This is a genomic window from Polaromonas sp. YR568, from assembly GCF_943371715.1.
Classification (GTDB): domain Bacteria; phylum Pseudomonadota; class Gammaproteobacteria; order Burkholderiales; family Burkholderiaceae_C; genus Polaromonas.
Genome location: NZ_CALRVW010000024.1, coordinates 40,255 through 59,924 on the forward strand (window position 1 = coordinate 40,255; position 19,670 = coordinate 59,924).

18 protein-coding genes are annotated in these 19,670 nt (G+C 64.6%); 3 read left to right on the forward strand and 15 right to left on the reverse strand.

The features are described from left to right. Positions 1-28: 28 nt before the first annotated feature. Positions 29-829 (forward strand): RNA methyltransferase, encoded by an 801-nt coding sequence (locus AAG813_RS15820; RefSeq protein WP_341916632.1) that lies wholly within the window; start codon positions 29-31, stop codon positions 827-829. A gap of 41 nt (positions 830-870) precedes the next feature. Continuing rightward, a complete protein-coding gene (gene cysE, locus AAG813_RS15825; protein ID WP_341916633.1) occupies positions 871-1,647 on the forward strand; it encodes a serine O-acetyltransferase in 777 nt (258 codons plus the stop codon). A 569-nt stretch (positions 1,648-2,216) separates the two neighbouring features. Here cysE and mog read toward each other — a convergent pair. Continuing rightward, a complete protein-coding gene (mog, locus tag AAG813_RS15830; RefSeq protein WP_341916634.1) occupies positions 2,217-2,807 on the reverse strand; it encodes a molybdopterin adenylyltransferase in 591 nt (196 codons plus the stop codon). A 2-nt stretch (positions 2,808-2,809) separates the two neighbouring features. Continuing rightward, positions 2,810-3,397: a ribosome biogenesis factor YjgA gene (gene yjgA / locus AAG813_RS15835; protein WP_341916635.1), complete on the reverse strand. Its 588-nt coding sequence runs from the start codon at positions 3,395-3,397 to the stop codon at positions 2,810-2,812. 25 nt (positions 3,398-3,422) lie between these two features. Here yjgA and pmbA point away from each other — a divergent pair, with 25 nt between their 5' ends. Then, complete coding sequence (gene pmbA / locus AAG813_RS15840) at positions 3,423-4,835, forward strand: metalloprotease PmbA (RefSeq protein ID WP_341916636.1); 1,413 nt, start codon at positions 3,423-3,425, stop codon at positions 4,833-4,835. A gap of 94 nt (positions 4,836-4,929) precedes the next feature. Here the strand turns inward: pmbA and AAG813_RS15845 are convergent, their stop codons facing one another. The 13 genes from AAG813_RS15845 to AAG813_RS15905 all read right to left on the reverse strand — a co-directional run. Then, a complete protein-coding gene (locus AAG813_RS15845) occupies positions 4,930-5,376 on the reverse strand; it encodes a GatB/YqeY domain-containing protein (RefSeq protein ID WP_341916637.1) in 447 nt (148 codons plus the stop codon). 84 nt (positions 5,377-5,460) lie between these two features. Continuing rightward, the gene (rpsU, locus tag AAG813_RS15850; protein ID WP_007872347.1) at positions 5,461-5,673 is read right to left on the reverse strand and encodes a 30S ribosomal protein S21; all 213 of its coding nucleotides are present in this window, start codon (positions 5,671-5,673) and stop codon (positions 5,461-5,463) included. A gap of 141 nt (positions 5,674-5,814) precedes the next feature. Next, positions 5,815-7,068 carry an NAD(P)/FAD-dependent oxidoreductase gene (locus tag AAG813_RS15855; RefSeq protein WP_341916638.1) on the reverse strand — a complete coding sequence of 418 codons (1,254 nt, stop codon included), beginning with the start codon at positions 7,066-7,068 and terminating at the stop codon, positions 5,815-5,817. 109 nt (positions 7,069-7,177) lie between these two features. Next, on the reverse strand, positions 7,178-7,969 hold the full coding sequence (gene cobA, locus AAG813_RS15860; RefSeq protein WP_341916639.1) for a uroporphyrinogen-III C-methyltransferase: 792 nt from the start codon (positions 7,967-7,969) through the stop codon (positions 7,178-7,180). After that, positions 7,966-8,871, reverse strand: coding sequence for a DNA-binding protein YbiB (ybiB, locus tag AAG813_RS15865; protein ID WP_341916640.1), 906 nt, complete (start codon positions 8,869-8,871; stop codon positions 7,966-7,968). Before ybiB ends, cobA begins: the two co-directional genes overlap by 4 nt. 56 nt (positions 8,872-8,927) lie before the next feature. After that, positions 8,928-11,828, reverse strand: a complete 2,901-nt coding sequence (locus tag AAG813_RS15870) for a molybdopterin-dependent oxidoreductase (RefSeq protein ID WP_341916641.1) — start codon at positions 11,826-11,828, stop codon at positions 8,928-8,930. Beyond that, positions 11,828-12,250 carry a nitrite reductase small subunit NirD gene (gene nirD, locus AAG813_RS15875; protein ID WP_341916642.1) on the reverse strand — a complete coding sequence of 141 codons (423 nt, stop codon included), beginning with the start codon at positions 12,248-12,250 and terminating at the stop codon, positions 11,828-11,830. The genes AAG813_RS15870 and nirD overlap by 1 nt, the downstream gene beginning before the upstream one ends. Before the next feature lie 14 nt (positions 12,251-12,264). Beyond that, positions 12,265-13,047 (reverse strand): type IV pili methyl-accepting chemotaxis transducer N-terminal domain-containing protein, encoded by a 783-nt coding sequence (locus AAG813_RS15880; RefSeq protein WP_341916643.1) that lies wholly within the window; start codon positions 13,045-13,047, stop codon positions 12,265-12,267. 29 nt (positions 13,048-13,076) lie between these two features. Then, on the reverse strand, positions 13,077-15,509 hold the full coding sequence (nirB, locus tag AAG813_RS15885; RefSeq protein ID WP_341916644.1) for a nitrite reductase large subunit NirB: 2,433 nt from the start codon (positions 15,507-15,509) through the stop codon (positions 13,077-13,079). 467 nt (positions 15,510-15,976) lie between these two features. Beyond that, entirely contained in the window at positions 15,977-17,092 is a 1,116-nt protein-coding gene (locus AAG813_RS15890; protein WP_341916645.1) for a response regulator, read from the reverse strand. Positions 17,093-17,254: 162 nt separating this feature from the next. After that, positions 17,255-18,019 (reverse strand): MHYT domain-containing protein, encoded by a 765-nt coding sequence (locus tag AAG813_RS15895; RefSeq protein WP_341916646.1) that lies wholly within the window; start codon positions 18,017-18,019, stop codon positions 17,255-17,257. 425 nt (positions 18,020-18,444) lie between these two features. Next, positions 18,445-19,254 carry an ABC transporter ATP-binding protein gene (locus AAG813_RS15900; RefSeq protein WP_341916647.1) on the reverse strand — a complete coding sequence of 270 codons (810 nt, stop codon included), beginning with the start codon at positions 19,252-19,254 and terminating at the stop codon, positions 18,445-18,447. 29 nt (positions 19,255-19,283) lie between these two features. Then, on the reverse strand, positions 19,284-19,670 hold a 387-nt coding region (locus tag AAG813_RS15905; RefSeq protein ID WP_341916648.1), incomplete at its 5' end, for an ABC transporter permease subunit.

Below are 19,670 nucleotides of genomic sequence, written 5' to 3' on the forward strand. Positions count from 1 at the left end.
CTCGGGCCGGTTACCCGGCTTTTTATCCATGAAAACGCGCTTTATCCTGATCAACACCAGCCACGCCGGCAACGTCGGCGCCGCTGCCCGTGCCATGAAGGTCATGGGCTTCGGCGACCTGGTGCTGGTGGCGCCGCGCTGGGACAATGTGCTCAGGCGCGAGGAAACCATCCAGCGTTCGAGCGGAGCGCTGGACGTGCTGAAAAACGCCCGCATCGTCGCCACGCTGGATGAGGCGCTGGACGGCATGACCCATTTGTGCGCCACGGCCATGACCCCGCGCGACTTCGGTCCGCCGACCCGCGCGCCACGCGAGCATTTCGCCGAGTTGCTGGGCACGGCCGATCTACTATCAAAAAGAGAGCTGACTACGCCCACTGGACAAGGACTGGAGGCCAGTTTCGCTTCAAAGCCCGACGGAGTGGCCTTTTTGTTCGGCTCCGAGCGATTCGGCATGCAAAACGAAGACGTTTACCGCTGCCATGTGGCGCTGAGCATTCCGACCGACCCCAAGTTCGGCTCGCTCAACCTGGCCGCGGCCGTGCAACTGATTGCCTACGACTGGCGCGAGGCGCTCGGCGGTTTTGGCGTGCAGGCGGCGACGCCGGAACCCCGGCTGGCCGATGCCGCCGCCGTGGCCGGCATGCTGGCGCACTGGGAGCAGGCCCTGGCCGACGTCGGCTTTCTGGACCCGGCCTCACCCAAAAAACTGATGCCGCGCCTGAACCAGCTGTTCAACCGCGCGCAGCTGAGCCCCGAGGAGATCCACATCCTGCGCGGCGTGGCCAAGGCCATGAGCCAGAAAGCCCACGACGCGGGGCCAGCCTGAGCGCGCCAGCAGAGTCAGCCGCCAAGCCATAAACTCGCAGCATGTTCTCCAGACTCCGCTCCGACATCCAGTGCATTCTTGAGCGCGACCCGGCCGCACGCAGCGGCTGGGAAGTGCTGACCTGTTATCCCGGTCTGCACGCGATCATTCTTCACCGGGGCGCGCACTGGTGCTGGACCCACGAGCTCAAATGGCTGGGGCGCTTCATCTCGCACATCGCGCGCTGGCTGACCGGCATTGAAATTCACCCCGGCGCCGTCATCGGTGAACGTGTGTTTTTCGACCATGCCATGGGTGTGGTGGTCGGCGAAACCGCTGAAATCGGGGACGGCTGCACGATTTACCAGGGCGTGACCCTGGGCGGCACCTCGCTCTACAAGGGCGAGAAGCGCCACCCGACCCTCGGCAAAAACGTGGTGGTGAGCGCCGGCGCCAAGGTGCTGGGCGGTTTTCTGGTCGGCGACGGCGCCAAGATCGGCAGCAACGCGGTGGTCATCAAGCCGGTGCCGGCCGGCGCCACCGCGGTCGGCATTCCGGCGCGCATCATTCCCTCCAAAACCGGTGAGAGTGCGGATGTGACGACGGCCCAGAGCAAGTTCTCGGCTTATGGCATCACGCTGGAAGACGACCCGCTGTCCCAGGCCATGAAGGGCCTGATCGACAACGCGTCCTCGCAGGAGCACCAGATCGCGCTGCTCTGGCAGGCGATCGAGAAGCTGTCCGAGAGCGGCAAGACGCACCGGGACTGTGTGCCGGATGATGCGGCTTTGCAGGAGACCTTTGAGGCTGACAAGCTAAACCAGTTGATGGGGAAGTAGGGGGCGGTTTTGGGGCCGTTCGGGCTGGGCCTGTCGAAGCCGGTTCTTTGCTTGTTGCGCTGTGGTTTGCCTGCAAGCCGGGGGTTGCCCGGCGGCAACTCACTTTTCTTGTGCGTCGCCAAAAGAAAAGTAAGCAAAAGAAAAGGCGACCCGACAGTCTGGGTCCCTTCGCTTCGCTCCGGGCAACCTGCGGTACTCGGTCAAAGCGGGGTCTCGCTCGAACTCGCCTGCGGCTCAGACAATCGCGAGCCCTGATCCGCTTCGACCTGCGCTCCTCGGCCCAGCCTAACGGGTAGGGAACGGAAACGGATGCTGGGAGACATGACGCGCAGAGCGCGTCATGTCGGGGCACGTGGCCGTCATGTTTGCACGTGGTTGCAGCGCACACAGCCAAATGAGGCTCCCCTCCATCGCCCAGCGGGGCGAGGGAGGGGCGGGGGGAGGGAGTGGGGAGTTGCGCCTACTGTCCATAACGGATCCCAGGCGCAGCATGATGCAAGGAATGCTATCGAATCAATAGCTTTCCGCGCCCGCCAAACAAGGGCCAAGTGCCGATCCGGTCAAAAAAATCAGGCGAAAGTCGCCCGAATCGCAGATTTGGGCCGGAATGCCTTGCAGACCGCCTCGTCGGTTTCCAGGTAAGGCCCGCCAATCAGGTCGACGCAATACGGAACGGCGGCAAAAATGCCGGCGACGGCCTGTGAACCGTCGGCATTTTTCAGGCCCTCGAGGGTTTCGGCAATCGCCTTGGGCTGGCCGGGCAGGTTCAGGATCAGGCTCTGGTCGCGGATCACGGCGACCTGGCGCGACAGGATGGCGGTGGGCACGAACTTCAAGCTGATCTGGCGCATCTGCTCGCCAAAACCCGGCATTTCCTTGTGGCCGACCGCCAGCGTCGCCTCGGGCGTCACGTCGCGCAGGGCCGGGCCGGTGCCGCCGGTGGTCAGCACCAGCGAGCAGCCTGCATCGACCAGTTCGATCAGGGTGGCACTGATCTGCGCCTGCTCGTCGGGAATCAGGCGCTCTGCAAATTCGATCGGGTTGCGCAGTGCGCGGCCCAGCCACTCTTTCAGCGCGGGCAGACCCTTGTCTTCATAGACACCGCTGGAGGCCCGGTCGCTGACCGAGACGATGCCGATCTTCACTGCATCGTGGGTCATGGTCAGGGAGCCTCCGGCGCCAGCGTCTGCCGCACCAGCTGGAAGATCTCACGGTAGGACTTGCCGTGGCGCGGCGCTTCGCCCGGTTTTTCGGGCTTGGCGTCCTTGCGGGCTTGGCGCACCAGGGCGCGCAACTGCTGCGCGTCGGTGTCCGGATGTTCGGTCAGCCAGTCGCCCAGCGCATCGTCGGAGGCGATCAGCTTGTCGCGCCACTGCTCGGCCAGGTGCAGCGCCAGCGTGAGCTGCGCGGAGCCGTTTTTCTGCTCGTCAATCGCGGCGCGAATCGGTTCGGTGTCCAGTGGGCGCATCAGCTTGCCGATGAACTGCATCTGGCGCCGTTTGCCCTCGAAATTGGTGATTTTTTTGGCCTGGGCGATGGCGTCGATCAGTTTGTCGGGCAGGTCCAGCCGCGCCATCAGGTCGGCGCGCAGGGTGAGCAGGGCTTCGCCGAGGGCCTGTTTTTCGTCGGCTTCGGCCTTGAGCTGGGTCTTGCTGGGCGGGCCCACTTCTTCCAGCGCGATTTCTTCGGGTTTCACGAAGCGGCCGTGGGACCAGTAGCCCTTGATAGCCTTGGGAGTCTTGTTGTTCATAGCAGTCAGTATCATAGCTACCCATATGACCCTCAAGACTTCCAAGACATCCTCCGGCGCCAAACAGGCGGTCCGGCCTTCTTCCCAACCGGAAAAGGGCTTCAGTTACCACCGTGACTTTTTCGAGGAACTGGTGGACAGCGCCCTCGCGCACGCCAAAAAAATCGGCGCCACCGATGCCGCCGCCGAGGCCTCCGAAGGCTGCGGCTTGAGTGTCAGCGTGCGCAAGGGTGAACTCGAAAATGTCGAGCGCAACCGCGACAAGTCGCTGGGCGTGACGGTGTATGTGGGCCAGAAACGCGGCAACGCCTCGACCAGCGATTTTTCCAAGGCAGCGATCGAGCAGACCGTGAAGGCGGCCTACGACATCGCGCGTTTCACCGCCGAAGACAAGACCTCCGGCCTGCCGGCCGACCGCGACATCGCACGTGTGCACCCCGAGCTGGACCTGTTCCACCCCTGGGCCATCGACTCGGAAGGCGCAGCCCGGCTGGCGCTGCAGTGCGAAGCGGCCGCCCTGGGCACCAGCAAGCGCATCACCAACAGCGAAGGCGCGGGCGTGTCGGCCCAGCAAAGCCATTTTTTCAGCGCCCACACACGCGGTTTCCGCGGTGGTTATGCCAGCTCGCGCCACAGCATCTCCGTCGCGCCGATTGCCGGCAAGGGCAGCCAGATGCAGCGCGATGCCTGGTACAGCTCCATGCGTGACGCCAGCGAACTGGCCAGCCCCGAGGCGGTAGGCCGCTATGCCGCCGAACGCGCCTTGGCGCGCCTGAACAGCCGCAAGATCAAGACCGTGCAGTGCCCGGTGCTGTTCGAATCGCCGCTGGCCGCCGGCCTGCTGGGCGGCTTTGTGCAGGCCGTCAGCGGCGGCGCGTTGTACCGCAAAAGCACGTTTTTGCTGAACAGCCTGGGCAAGCCGGCATTTCCTGCGCACATCGACATCAGCGAAGACCCGCACCTGCGCAAAGGCAAGGGCAGCGCACCGTTTGACGAAGAAGGTGTGAAAACGCGCGCCCGTCAGGTGGTCGAGGCCGGCATTGTGCGCGGCTACTTTTTGAGCACGTATTCGGCACGCAAGCTCGGCATGCGCACCACCGGCAATGCCGGCGGATCACACAACCTGGTGCTGAGCAGCCGCCTGACAAAAGCCGGCGACGACCTCGATGCGATGCTGAAGAAGCTGGGCACCGGCCTGTTCGTGACCGAACTGATGGGCCAGGGTGTGAACTACGTGACGGGTGACTACTCGCGCGGTGCCTCGGGGTTCTGGGTCGAGAAAGGGCAGATCGCCTTTCCGGTGGAAGAGATCACGATTGCCGGCAACCTCAAGGACATGCTGATGGGCATCCAGGCGGTGGGCGCCGATGTCTACAACTATGGCGCCAAGAGCGTGGGCTCGATTCTCATCAACCGGATGAAGATTGCCGGCAGCTAAAGGCCCCCACGGCCGTTGCGCCTGCGGACTGGCAGAGCCAGATTCGCGGCCCCTGCTTGATTGAAGAGAGGGCTGTCGCGAACTTTCGCTGTTCTTAGCCCGCCAGAGCCGCTTTGACCGCCGCTGAGACCTGGCCCATGTCGGCCTTGCCGGCGAGTCTGGCTTTCACCGCGCCCATGACCTTGCCCATGTCGCCAGGCCCTGTGGCCCCCAGTTCGGCGACGATGGCCTTGACCTCGGCGGTGACTTCGTCGGCGCTCAGGCGCGCCGGCAGGTAGGCCTGCAGCACCACCAGTTCGGCGGCTTCCTTGTCGGCCAGGTCCTTGCGCTCGGCCTTCTGGAAGGCCTCGATCGAGTCCTTGCGCTGCTTGATCAGCTTGTCGACGATGGCGACCACGGCGGCATCGTCGAGCACCACGCGTTCATCCACCTCTTTTTGCTTGAGGGCCGCCAGCAGCAGGCGGATGGTGCCCAGGCGCTCGCTGTCCTTGGCGCGCATGGCGGTTTTCATGTCTTCGGTGATCTGTTCTTTGAGGGACATGGGTTTCTCCAACGGTAAAAAGTAAAAAGCCCGCTGGAGCGTCCTTCAGCGGGCTTGGTGAGGTGCCGGAAGGCGTGTACTGGCTTAGTACAGCTTCTTGGGCAACTGCATGGAGCGGATGCGTTTGTAGTTGCGCTTGACAGCGGCAGCTTTTTTACGCTTGCGCTCGGCGGTGGGCTTTTCGTAGAACTCGCGCGCGCGCAGGTCGGTCAGCAGACCGAGTTTTTCGATGGTGCGCTTGAAACGGCGCAGAGCCACGTCGAAGGGCTCATTGTCTTTTACACGAATAGTCGTCATTGATGAAGTGATCCAAAATTTTGCGCCCTTAGTGATCTGATCAGAATCAGGCCGGACGCGGGTTTGCTAGCAAAGCCTTAGATTATAGCGGGATTTCAAGGCAAGTCCTTGAGACACCGATGGGCGGCGCACCCGTACGGGTCAGTTTTCTGCCACCGCCCCCGAATTGTCTGCCAGAGCCATCGCACAGGCGTGGGCACTCGCCCAGGCCCACTGGAAATTGTAACCACCGAGCCAGCCGGTGACGTCCACCACTTCGCCGATGAAATACAGGCCCGGTTGTTTCGATTCCAGGGTCTGCGACGACAGATCCCGGGTATCCACACCGCCCAGCGTCACTTCGGCCTTTTTGTAACCTTCCGTGCCGGTCGGGGTCAGCTGCCAGTCGGACAGGCGCTCCGCCAGCGTCGTCAGGGCCTTGTCGGTGGCCTCGCTGACGGGTTTTTGCCAGGCCGGGTCGCGGCTGACCCAGGCGTCGGCCAGGCGGGCGGGCACCAGCGCCGCCAGCTCATTGGTGATCAGCTTTTTCGAGCTGGCCTTGGCGCGCAGCAGCAGGGTGGGCAGGTCCACGCCGGGTGCCAGATTGATGCGCACCGGCTGGCCTTCGCGCCAGAAGCTGGAGATCTGCAGCACCGCCGGCCCGCTCAGGCCGCGGTGGGTGAAGAGCAGGTCTTCGGCGAAGACCACGGCTTTTTTGCGTTGTTTCGGGGTCGCGTCGGCCGGTCCGGTTTCGATCCGCACCGGCAGGGCCAGGCCGGCCAGCTGGGCGTACGGTGCCCAGGCTTCGCCATCAAAAGTCAGTGGGACCAGGCCGGCACGCGGTTCCACCAGGCGCAAGCCGAATTGTTTGGCAATTCGGTAACCGAAGTCGGTGGCCCCGATTTTGGGAATGGACAGGCCGCCGGTGGCGATGACGAGCTGCGGCGCTTCGATCAGGCCACGGTCGCTCTCGATTTTGTAGCAGCCTGCACCCGGCTGCTCTGGGCTGGTGATGTTTTTTATGCTGCAAGGCTGCCAGCGAGTGACGCCGCCAGCGTCGCACTCGGCCAGCAGCATGTTGATCACGTCCTCGGCCGAACGGTCGCAAAACAGCTGGCCCTTGTGTTTTTCGTGAAACGGGATGCCGTGGCGCTGCAGCAGGGCGATGAAGTCCTGCGGCGTGTAGCGCGACAGCGCCGAGCGGCAAAAATGCGGGTTCTCGCTGAGGAAGTTCGCCGGGGTGGTGTCGCGATTCGTGAAGTTGCAGCGGCCGCCGCCCGAGATGCGGATTTTCTCGGCGACCTTCTCGCTGTGGTCCACCAGCAGCACCTTGAGGCCGCGTTGGCCGGCGATGCCGGCGCAGAACAGCCCGGCCGCACCGGCGCCCACCACCACCACGTCAAATTTATGGGTCAAATCGGCCTCCAGCCCAATAGGGGCGGGCACAAGCAGCTATGAAAGAGATAGCGTTCCGGCCCGACCGGGACACAGGAGTGTAGCCGGGCCTCCCCGGCGTCCGCGGCGTTCAGGCGGCGCGAAATTGGGCGGGAAGCTCCGCCGCTGCGGCCACGCCGCTGATCACATCGCCGACGACGATGACCGACGGGCTGGCCAGCCCGGACGCGACTATGGCATCGGCCAGCTGGCCCAGCGTGGTGGTGATGTGGCGCTGCGTGGGCAGCGAGGCGTTCTGGATCACGGCCACCGGGGTGGTGGCGGGCAGGCCGGTCAGCAATTCGCTCTGGATGCGGCCGGCGCCGCTGACGCCCATGTAGATCACCAGCGTCAGTTTGGCCTTGCAGGCGGTGTCGGCCAGCGCGCGCCAGTCGGTGCCGGCGTCGCCGGGCTTGGCGTGGCCGGTGACGAACACCACGCCGTGGGCATGCTGGCGGTGTGTCAGCGGAACACCCAGCGAGGTCACCGCGGCAAGGCCGGCGGTGATGCCGTTGACGACATGGACCTCGATGCCGGCGGCCTGCAGGTGTTCGACCTCTTCGCCGCCGCGGCCGAAGATGAAGGGGTCGCCGCCCTTGAGCCGCACCACGTTCTCGCCTTCGCGCGCGGCCATGATCATCAGTTTTTCGATGAACTCCTGCGGCGTGGATTTGCAGCCGCCGCGTTTGCCGACATGCACGATGCGTGCACCGGGCTTGGCATAAGCCACGATCTCGTCGCTGACCAGGTCGTCGACCAGCAGCACGGTGGCGACCTGGATCGCCTTGAGCGCCTTGATGGTCAGCAGTTCCGGGTCGCCCGGACCCGCGCCGACCAGGGTGCACCGGCCGTTGGAAGAGAGCTTGTTGTTGCGGCTTGTCATAGTTGCAATGTCAGTTGCAAGATATGTTCCACCTGTCGCGTGATCGATGCCGGCACGGCGTGTGAGCCCGACATCACGGCGCGGATATAGGCGGCGGTGCTGTCGCTGTCGATGGCAGCGGGCAGATCCGGCACGCTGGCCAGGGTGCCGGGCTGCGCTTCCTGCAGCAGGGTGCGCTTGCCGCCCACAAAGGCTTCCATCTGCGGCGTGCGGCGCGCATCGGCAACGACCTCGCCCTCGGTGCCGCGCAGCAGCAGGGCGTTGGCGGCGATCAGCTCGAAAGTCCGGCCCATGGAGATAGCGTATTCGGGGTGGGTGTAGCTGCTGACCACCAGCGCCTTGCCCAGGCAGGGGTTCATGATCTTGACCAGGCTGTGGGCCGGGTTGCGCAGGCCGACGGCACGCCGCACATCGAGCAGGCGTTTGAGCCCCGGACACAGCAGTTCGGTGGGGGCAAACACCACCTCGCCATTTGCTATTTTTTCAATAGCTGTCAGCGCAGGTATGTCAAGGGCTGCAAGCACATCCGATGTAAAAATCCGGCCGGACTCCGTGGCCGTGCCATGCACCAGCACCGGCAGCCCTTCACGCGCCAGCAGCAGCGCCAGCAGCGGCGTCAGCACCGGCAGCTTGCGCGCGCCGTTGTAGCTCGGCAGCACCACGACGGGTCGGTCACTCGCCGGAAAACGCAACATGCGCTGGTAAGTCGCGTCCAGGAAACCGGCCATCTCTTCCGGCGTTTCACCCTTGATGCGCATGGCCAGGCAAAAGCCGCCCACCTCCAGGTCGGTCACCGTGCCGTCGAGCACCTGGCCGAACAGATCGGCCGCCTGCTCACGCGTGAGCGGCCTGGCGCCGTCTTTGCCGCGGCCTATGACCTTGATGTACTGAGCGATGGACATGCGTGATTGTCGGCGAAGGCAGATAACTTCCCGTTATGAGCTTAAGCCGGTGTTTGTCAGGCGATCACCTTGATCGGGATCACGGTGCGGTCGCCGGTGGGGCCGGTGGCTGCCGCGGGCCGGGCCTGGGCCGTCGTCCGGATGAGGCGCTTGATCTCGGGTACGCAGGAGCCGCAGTTGGTGCCGCATTTGAGCTTGTCCTGCAACGCCTGCAGCCGTTCGTCCTCGCTGGCCAGATAGCCGGCGCCGCCGACCGCGTGGGTGATGTCCGTCAGGCAGGCGCCGATCTCGGCATCGGTGACACTGAAACAGGTGCATACCGGTTTGCCGCGCGACTGCAGGGCCACCGGGGGCTTGGCGCCCGGCAGCAGCAGCAGGCGGCCATAACTCTGCGCCGGCAGTTCGTCCTGCAGCAGGGTCTTGATCCAGGCTTGCGCGCTGGTATCGCCAGCGAGGACAAACCCGGTGAGTTCGGCGTTGTCGCCATGGCGAACCAGTCGTGCCGTTCGGTGCTGGCCTTTTTTCCTGTCCGCGTAGCGCAGGGCATCAGCGCCGCCCAGGCCGAGAATACTTTCGATTTTTTGCAGCAGGCCTTCGGGCGGCGCTTCAAAACCGGCGGCACGAAACAGCACGCCGGTGCGCTGGCGGCCTGCCTCCCCCAGCGGCACCTGGTTGGAAAACGGCACGCAGCTGCTGAAGGCAAAGCTCGCCATCAGCGGCTTGAGCTGCTCACGCGCCGCGAGCGCCTGGCCCTCCGGCAGCCAGGCCATGGCCAGCAGCGACCAGGGCAGTTCGGCCTTGAGGATCTTGATGGCCGCGTGTTTGAGTTCGGGTTGTTTGGAGCTCGGGCAGTAGGCGGAAGTGGTCAGCGCGTTGACACCGGCCAGCGGTTCGCCGCTGCTGGACAGGCCGCTCAGGTACTCCCCGCCCCAGTGCATGGCCATGAAGGCCTGGCTGACCGCCACTTCGGGTGAAGCCTGCAGCGGCACCACGATGGAGCCGCGCTTGGACGTCACGTAGACCAGGTCGCCATCTTTCAGCAGGCGGCGCGCCATGTCCTGCGCATTCATCTGGAGGGCCGGCTCGGCGACATGGCCGAACAGGCGGCCCAGCGTGCCGGTGCGGCTCATGCCGTGCCACTGGTCGCGCAACCGGCCCGTGGTCAGCGAGAAGGGGTAACGCGATTCGCGCGGCTCGGCCACCGGCTTGTACACCGTGTTGACGAAGCGCGCCTTGCCGTCGTCGGTCGGAAAGATGCCGTCTTCGTAGAGCCGTGCTTTGCCGGTGTGTTCACCTTCCTTGAGTGGCCACTGCTGCGGTGCGGTGTCCAGCATGGCGTAACTCATGCCGGTGATGTCGAGGTCACGCCCGCGCGTGGATTCGCGGTGTTCGTTCCAGATGCCCTCCACGGCGGCCGCCTCGTCCCCGGCGGACCAGGGAAACAGCGTGCTGATTTTCTGCACCGGCAGGAGCTTTTCCAGCCGCTGAGCAAGGGCCACGGCAATCGACCAGTCGTGCCGCGTTTCACCCGGCGCGGCCACCGCCGGGCGCACCCGGCTGATGCGGCGCTCGCTGTTGGTCACGGTGCCGGTTTTTTCGCCCCAGGTGGTGGCCGGCAGCAACAGGTCGGCATAGTCGCAGGTGGCTGGCGTGGCAAAAGCTTCCTGCACCACCACGAACTCGGCACGCTGCAGCGCACGGCGCACGGTGGCCTGGTCGGGCATGGACTGCGCCGGGTTGGTGCAGGCGATCCACAGCGCCTTGATCTCGCCGTCGGCCGCGGCCTGGAACATTTCCACGGCGGTCTTGCCGGGCTGGTCAGGCACCGAAGGAATGCCCCAGAGCGCGGCGACTTCGGCGCGGTGCTGCGGGTTGGCCAGGTCGCGGTGCGCGCTGAGCAGATTTGCCAGGCCGCCGACCTCGCGCCCGCCCATGGCATTGGGCTGGCCGGTCAGCGAAAACGGACCGGCGCCGGGCTTGCCGATCTGCGCGGTGGCCAGGTGCAGGTTGATCAGCGCCGCGTTCTTGGCGGTGCCACTGCTCGACTGGTTCAGGCCCTGGCAGTACAGGCTCAGGGTAGAGGCCGAGGTGGCGAACAGTTTCGCGGCGGTGAACAGGTCGTCTTTCGTGATGCCGCAGGTCTGCGACACCAGGTCGGGCGTGTAGTCGCGCACCGTGGTTTTCAGCGCGTCGAAGCCGCCCGTGTGTTCGGCGATGTATGCCGGCTGAGTCCAGCCTTCCCACAGCATGATGTGCAGCATGCCGTTGAACAGCGCGACGTCGGTGCCGGGCTGGATGGGCAGGTAGAGGTCGGCTATGCCCGCGGTGTCGGTGCGGCGCGGGTCGCAGAAGATGATTTTCATGGCCGGGTTGGCGGCCTTGGCGTCCTCGATGCGGCGGAACAGGATGGGGTGCGCGTAGGCGGTGTTGCTGCCGACAATGAAGATGCACTGTGCATGGTTGACGTCGTCGTAACAGCTGGGCGGCGCATCGGCGCCCAAGGTCTGCTTGTAGCCCGCCACCGCGCTGCTCATGCACAGGCGCGAGTTGGTGTCGACGTTGTTGGTGCCGATCAGGCCCTTGGCGAGCTTGTTGAAGACATAGTAGTCCTCGGTCAACAACTGGCCGGAGATATAGAAACCGACCGCGTCCGGCCCGTGTTCGCGGATGATGCGCGCGAAACCTTCGCTGGCCACATCGAGCGCGCTGTCCCAGCTGATGCGCTGCGGCGCGGCGCCGCGCTGCTCGCGCCGCATCGGGTGCAGCAACCGGGTCTGGCGCGTGACGATGTTCGAGGCCGTCAGGTGCAGCGTCGAGCCCTTGGTGCAAAGCCGTCCGAAATTGGCCGGGTGGTCGGGGTCGCCGCGCACACCCGTGATCTCGTCGCTCTGCGACTCGATGATCACACCACAGCCCACCCCACAATAAGGGCAGGTGGATCTGGTTTCCTTTGGCATCACGCGGTCTGCGGTGCCTGCACGTCAAAGGTTTCGTCGCCGAGCGCACCCGTGGATGCGCAGGGACCGGCGCGCGGAGGCACCAGGTCCAGGGCCAGCGTGGCCAGCTCGACAGTGTCCAGCAGCACCTGGCCGGCCTCGACCTTGCAGGCAAATTTCGGGGTGCAGCCTTCGTCGGCGCCCTGGGCGCAGCCGTCGGCCAGGCCGATGGTCCAGTTGTGCAGCGGGCAGGCCACGCTGGTGCCGAACACGATGCCCTGCGACAGCGGGCCGCCCTTGTGCGGGCAGCGATCCAGCAGCGCGAAGACCTGGTCCTGGTCGTTGCGAAAGACGGCCACATCGATGCCGCGTTCCCGCGCCACGCGGCGCGCGCCCAGCACCGGAATGTCGGTGACCAGGCAGATTTTTTTCCATTCGCTCATAAAAATGTCCTTGTTTAGCCGAGCACGCGGGCGTACATGCCGGTGACCCGGTCCATGACTTGAAGCAGGTTTTCGCTGCTCACAAAAACATCGGTGGCGGCTTTGGGGCCTGTCACGCGTGCCTTCAGGGCGTTGTCGAAGAAGATCCACTGGTTGTCGGCCAGGACCAGCTCCTGCTTGATCTCGGCGGTGGCCTCGGGCGCATTGCGCAGCAGTTCCAGCGCCGGCACAAACTCTTCGCGCGCCTTGCTGATTTCCCGCAGGCTTAGGGCGCTCTCCACGTTCCAGCTGTTGGCCAGGTAAAACTGGGCCATGCGTTGCGACAACATGCGCTGGCGGCCGGCGACGTTCACCAGCCTGGCGCCCGGCTTGCCGGCCTGTTGCTCGAACAGTCCTGTGCCTTTGTGTGCCAGGGCCAGGACCTTGCCGGCCTGGTCGAGCACCGCCTTGGCCCGGTCCTGCGACGGCAGGGCGCCGACGAGCAGGCTTTTGTAGTCCGACCAGGCGGATTCCAGCAAGACGTAGGTATCGCGGGTGTCGCCGGCCGGTGCAAAGGTCTTGAGTTCGACCAGCTGCCGGTCGAACAGGGCCATGGACTGGTCGAGCACGCGGCGTGCAGATTCAGCCTGGATCCCCTGGCCCAGGCCGAACCAGGCCTTGCTCATGCGCTGCGACAACATGCGCTGGCGTCCGGCCTTGTTGATGGCGTCACCGAGTCCGGCCACCTGGGCGTGGACGGGGACCACGGCGGCCAGGGCGAAGCTGCAGAAAACGCGGCGCTGTAGAAGGTGGGTCATCGGTGTTTTCATCCTGGACATCGCGGGCGTCAGGCGGGAAGTGCGGAAAACTGCCGCGTATCAACGGCCGCTTCCTTCAGGTCGAACCACGGATCGGGCTCGCCATCGAGCGCAAACTGCAACTGCTCCCAGAGCTTCTTGCGGCCCTCGTGGTCCTCGAGGATTTTTTTCTTCACGTAGTCGAGGCCGACGCGGTTCACATAGTGCACCGTGCGCTCCAGGTACCAGCCTTCCTGGCGGTACAGCTCGCAGAAGGCGCCGGTGTACTCGAGCACCTCGGCGGCGGTTTTCAGCTTCGTGAAAAAGTGCGCGACCTCGGTCTTGATGCCGCCGTTGCCGGCGATGTACATCTCCCAGCCGGAATCGACGCCGATGATGCCGACGTCCTTGATGCCGGATTCGGCGCAGTTGCGCGGGCAACCCGACACCGCGAACTTGACCTTGTGCGGTGCATACATGCGCCACATGGCGCGCTCCAGGTCCTTGCCCATTTGCGTGCTGTCCTGCGTGCCCATGCGGCACCACTCGCTGCCGACGCAGGTTTTTACCGTGCGCAAGGCCTTGGCATAGGCGTGGCCCGAAGGCATGCCGATGTCCTTCCAGACGTTTTGCAGGTCTTCCTTTTTCACGCCCAGCAAATCGATGCGCTGGCCGCCGGTGACCTTGACGGTCGGGATCTTGTATTTGTCCACCGCATCGGCGATGCGGCGCAACTCGCTGGCCGTGGTTTCGCCGCCCCACATGCGCGGGATCACGCTGTAGGTGCCGTCTTTCTGGATGTTGGCATGGCTGCGCTCGTTGATGTAGCGGCTTTGCGGGTCGTCTTTCGCTTCTTTGGGCCAGGTGCTGATCAGGTAGTAGTTGACGGCGGGCCGGCAGGACGCGCAGCCGTTCGGCGTCCTCCATTCCATGAACTTGAAGGTATCGGCAATCGTCATCAGCCTGTTGTTCCGAATGGCGTCGCGCACCGCCTGGTGGCCGTGGTCGGTGCAGCCGCACATGGCCTTGAGCTTGGGCGTGGCCGAGTAGTCGCCGCCGGCGGTGGCCATCAGGATCTGCTCGACCAGACCGGTGCAGGAGCCGCAGGACGCGCTGGCCTTGGTGTGTTTGCGCACTTCGTCGAGTGTGAACAGGCCTTTTTCCTTGATGGCCTTGCAGATCGTGCCCTTGGTCACGCCGTTGCAGCCGCAAACTTCGGCCTCATCAGGCATGGCCGCTGCCTTGCTGTGGCCTTCGTGGCCGGCGTCGCCGATGTTGGACTCGCCGAACATCAGTTTGTCGCGGATGTCACCGACACTGCGGCCGTCGCGCAGCAGCTTGAAGTAGTACGAGCCGTCCACGGTGTCGCCATAGAGGCAGGCGCCAATCAGCTTGTCGTCCCGGATGACCAGCTTTTTGTACACGCCGCCGAAGGGGTCGCTCATGACAATTTCTTCCGTGCCTTCGCCGCCCATGAATTCGCCGGCCGAGAACAGGTCGATGCCGGTGACCTTGAGCTTGGTCGAAGTCAGCGAGCCGGTGTAGCGGCCGATGCCGAACTGCGCCAGGTGGTTGGCCGCGACCTTGGCCTGCTCGAACAGCGGCGCGACCAGGCCGTAGGCGATGCCGCGGTGGGCCGCGCATTCGCCCACGCTGTAGATGCGGGCGTCCGTGACGGTCTGCATGGTGTCGTTGACGACGATGCCCTTGTTGCAGTGCAGGCGCATGGATTCGGCCAGCTGCGTGTTCGGGCGTATGCCGACCGCCATGACGACGAGGTCAGTGGCCACTTCCGTGCCGTCCTTGAATTTGATGGCGGTGACGCGGCCGTCCGGACCGCCCACCAGCTCTTGCGTCTGCGCACCCATCAGGAAGGTCAGCCCGCGTTCTTCCAGCGACTTCTGCAGCAGCTTGCCGGCCACGCTGTCGAGCTGGCGCTCCATCAGCGTCGGCATCACATGCACCACGCTGACCTCCATGCCGCGCAGCATCAGGCCGTTGGCGGCCTCCAGGCCGAGCAGGCCGCCGCCGATCACCACGGCTTTTTTGTATTTTTCCGACGCGGCAATCATTTCGTTGGTGTCGGCGATGTCGCGGTAGGCGATCACGCCCTGCAGGTCCTTGCCGGGCACGGGCAGGATGAAGGGATTGGAGCCGGTGCACATCAGCAGGCGGTCGTATTCTTCTTCGGTGCCGTCTTCGGCGCGCACGATGCGTTTGATGCGGTCCACCTCGACAACCTTCTTGCCGGCATGCAAGGTGATGTGGTTGTCCTTGTACCAGTCCCAGCTGTTGAGAACGATCTCGTCGAGGGTCTGCTCGCCGGCCAGCACGGGGGACAGCAGGATGCGGTTGTAGTTGGGGTGCGGCTCGGCGCCGAACACCGTGATGTCATACAGCTCGGGCGCGACCTTGAGCAGTTCCTCGATGGTACGGACGCCCGCCATGCCGTTGCCGACCATGACCAGTTTTGATTTTTTCATCGTGCCACTCCAGTGGGGGCCGGTGCCGTCGGCGCAAGCGCCAAAGCCATGCCGGCTTGCGAAAAAGGGGAGGTAAAAACCATGATGCTCTCTCCTGCAGAACAGGGACCCGGTTGTGGCCGGTATGAGGTACACCAATACGCACGTCGTTATGCGCAGAACCCGCAGTGTGCTGATTGCGGGTGGGCGCGTCGTTGCGCCCGTGAAGGCTTACGCAAAAGTTGTGCCATGCGTTGGCGCAAGGGACGGGCCTGAGGGTGTGGCCTTGGCGCGCCGGGGAGGGCCGGCCGGTTCGGCCCGTGCGCGGCATGCCTGGCTGACTCCGCGCTGGTGGCCGCAGTTGCCCGGGAGGCCCGCCATTCGCACCAAAGGCGGGCATGCACAGGGCTTGTCATGGTGCAGGGCCTGTCTGCGTCGCGCTGCTTGTACCCGTTCGCGGGAAGTGGACCGCAGACAGCTCCTGACGCTTACAGCGCGATGCCCAGCACCTCGGTGCCGTCCACGGCACCACTGCGACCCGCCAGGGAAAAGCGCTTGCGCCGTCCGGTCTTCACGGTGCCGGCGACCTCGCGCAGCAAGGTGGCGCTGGCCGCTATCTTCCAGCCGGCCGAGGTGGCCTGCTTCTGCAGCTGCAGGGTGGTGCTGACGCTGTCGCCGACCGGCAGAATCTGCGCGCTGCCCCACAGCGGGTCCTCCAGTTTGGCCAGTGTCACCGGGCCGCTGTTCAGGCCCACGCAGATCTCAAAACGCGGCAGCGAGCGGCCGGCAAAATGGCTGAGCAGAAAACCCTGCACCCGCTGGGCAGCGTCGATCAGGCCCAGCGCCGCCCGGGTGGCACGCAGGCCATGGTTGACGGTGTCGGTGTCCGTGCTGTCGACGAACACGGCCAGCAGCCCTTCGCCGACAAACTGCATGTGGAAGACGCCGAAGAGATACAGGGTGTCGCCCGCATTTTTGTAAAACTCGCGCACGACCTCGCTGAGTTCCGTGCTGGAGAGTTTTTCAGCCAGCGCCGGGAAATTGACCACGTCAACAAAAAGCACGCTGGCGCTGGAAAACCGCTGGTCCGCGACCAGCGCCTGCGCCGAGGGCCATTTGTCGGCGAGTTCGGCCAGCATTCTTTTTTCATAGAGGCGGCCCAGTTTTTTTTCCTGTTCCTTCAGTGCCTCACCGATCGCCGCACCGACGGCCTGCTGCTGGACGGACTGGCGCATCAGCTGCTTGTTGAGCTGGGCGGCGGTTGCTTCGAGCAGTTCCGCGAAAACCAGAGGCTTGGTCAGGTAGTCGTCGGCGCCGCTGGTCATGCCGGCGCGGACATGCGCGCGTTCCTGCAGCGAGGTCAGCAGGATGACGGGCGTGGCCTGGATGGCAGGGTCGGTGCGCAGCGCCTGCAGCATCGCAAAACCGTCCATCACCGGCATGTTGACATCACTGACGACCAGGTCCGGCGCATGGCCCCGCACCAGTGCCAGCCCGGAGGCGCCATTGTCCGCCTCCGCCACCTCGTAACCTTCAAAGCGCAGGGCGGCAGCGATCAGGGTACGGATCGCCTCGTCGTCATCGATGACCACAATCAGGGCCATCTCTTCATTCCATCAATGCAAGCGTCATGGCGGGAAGCTTACCAGCGCGGTTGGCATGCCGGCGATCAAAAACCTTGCCGCCGCCTGTGCCTGCGCCAGTGCTGCGTGCCACCGGGGCGCCGCCTGCGGCGGGCCCGGTCTGTCGGCGGCAGGTGACCTGGCTCAGCGTCGGGTTTTGATGGAATTCGGGAGCGTGACCACACTGCGCTGCAGAAACTGGTCCAGGGAGATGAGCAGCACCATGGCGAACGCGGCAATGATGACCAGGCTGGGCAGGTTGAACGAGCTGATGTAGCCAAAACCCTGAGGAATGGCCGTCCGGTTCGCCGTGGTGCAGACAAACTCCGCTGCCGCCATGCCGGTGTAGTGCATGGCACACACCGCCACCGCCATGACCAGCGCGGCACCCGCCCGGCGCGTGAAACTGGGGGTGTTGAAGGCCAGCCACAACGCGGCGGTGGCGGCAACCACGGCGATGGCCAGCGAGATAGCCACGACGCCGTAGTTCCACTGGATGTAGCCGCCGAATTTCATGCCGTACATGCCCAGGTAATGCATGAAAGCCACGCTGGTCCCAAGCAGCGCACCGGCTCCCAGCATGCGCGGCAGGCTGTCTGGCGCCTTGGCGACAAAACCCAGTGCCAGCGAGGCGGCCAGCACGGCCACGGCCAGGGAAACCCCGGTTTCGATCATCGAAAAGCTGCTTGCCACATCGAGCTCGAGTGCGAGCATGCCGACGAAGTGCATGGCCCAGACGCCGACGCCGCCCAGTGCCATGCCGGCCGACAGGATGTTGGTGGTGCTGTGGGCGGCGTTCCGCTGGATCCGCGTGGCGACCGTCAGCGCGACAAAGGCGCCGACGACCGAAATCAGGAAGGACAGGGCGACCAGGGTCCACTGATAGCTGGTTAAAACTTGAGGGTTCATTGAAATACTAAGTAGTTACATCGGAGACTGAAATGTAATACTTATTACCGTTTGTTGCATCCGCAGGTAATAACCCCTCCGGGATGAGGGCCCGGAAAGCGAGCAGAGCAGACCTTGACCGAGATGACCGAGATGGCCAAGGCGGGGAGGGGGCGGTGCACAGGGATGCGCGGCCCGGGGTAACGGGAGAGGGCCTGGGTGCTGCCGCGGCCTCAGGTTGTAGAGGGGAGGGGCCAGAAGTCCGTGGCACCTGCAAGACGGGGTGAGGGTTACCCTTGGGATTCGGGGACCCGGACCTCGACCACGAGAACCGCACGAACCGCCTCAGTGGCGACGGGGTACCACGTCCGTCCAGCCGGCCTGTCCACGTCCGGGCGGCCCCGGTGTCAGCCAGGGCGCAGGGCGGTGCGCCCTTCGGCAGGCGCTTACGCGGCTTTTTCGACGTGGCCCTGGCGGGTGTAGAGGAAATCGATCACTGCCTTGCGGTAATGCAGGTACTCGGAGCTTTCGGCGAGCGCCACCCGGTCGCGCGGGCGCGGCAGTTCGACGTGCAGAACTTCGCCGATGGTGGCCGAAGGGCCATTGGTCATCATCACGATGCGGTCGGACAGCAGCACCGCTTCGTCCACGTCGTGCGTCACCATCACCACCGTGCTCTGGGTGTTGGCAACGATCTGCAGCAGCTCGTCCTGCAGCTTGGCGCGGGTCAGGGCGTCGAGGGCGCCAAACGGTTCGTCCAGGAGCAGCACCTTGGGCTCCATGCACAGCGCGCGGGCAATGCCCACCCGCTGCTTCATGCCGCCCGAGATTTCGCCAGGGCGTTTTTGCGCCGCAGCGGTGAGGCCCACCATGGCCAGCGCCGCGTCGGTGCGGGCCTTGAGCTGCGCCTTGTTCTCTTTGGCTGCAAACACCCGCTCCACCGCGAGGTAGACATTTTCAAAGCAGGTGAGCCAGGGCAGCAGCGAGTGGTTCTGGAACACCACGGCGCGCTCGGGGCCCGGGCCGGAGATTTCGCGGTTGGCGCAGAGCAGCGTGCCTTGCGTTGGCGTGGTCAGGCCCGCGACCAGGTTGAGTAGCGTGGACTTGCCGCAGCCCGAGTGGCCGATCAGCGCGACGAATTCGCCTTTCGCGACCGTCAGGTTGATGTTCTGCAGCGCGCAGAACGGGCCTTTCTTGGTCTTGAAGGTCTGCTCGACACCCTGGATCTCGATGTATTTGGTGGTCAATGAACTCATGATGTGTCCTTGGTTGGCAGGCCCCAGGCCTAACTTTTCACTTCTTCAAAGGTGAAGGCCGTGGCGATCTTGATCAGCAGGAATTCCAGCACCAGCCCGACGATGCCGATCACGAAAATAGCGATGATGATGTTCTTGACGTTGAGGTTGTTCCACTCGTCCCAGACCCAGAAACCGATGCCGACGCCGCCGGTCAGCATTTCTGCTGCCACGATGACCAGCCAGGCGGTGCCGACAGCCAGGCGCACGCCGGTCAGCATGTAGGGCAGCACGGCGGGGAACAGGATCTTGGTGACAATCTTCCATTCGCTGAGGTTGAGCACACGCGCCACGTTCATGTAGTCCTGCGGCACGCGTTGAACGCCGACGGCGGTGTTGATGATCATGGGCCAGATCGAGCAGATGAAGATGGTCCA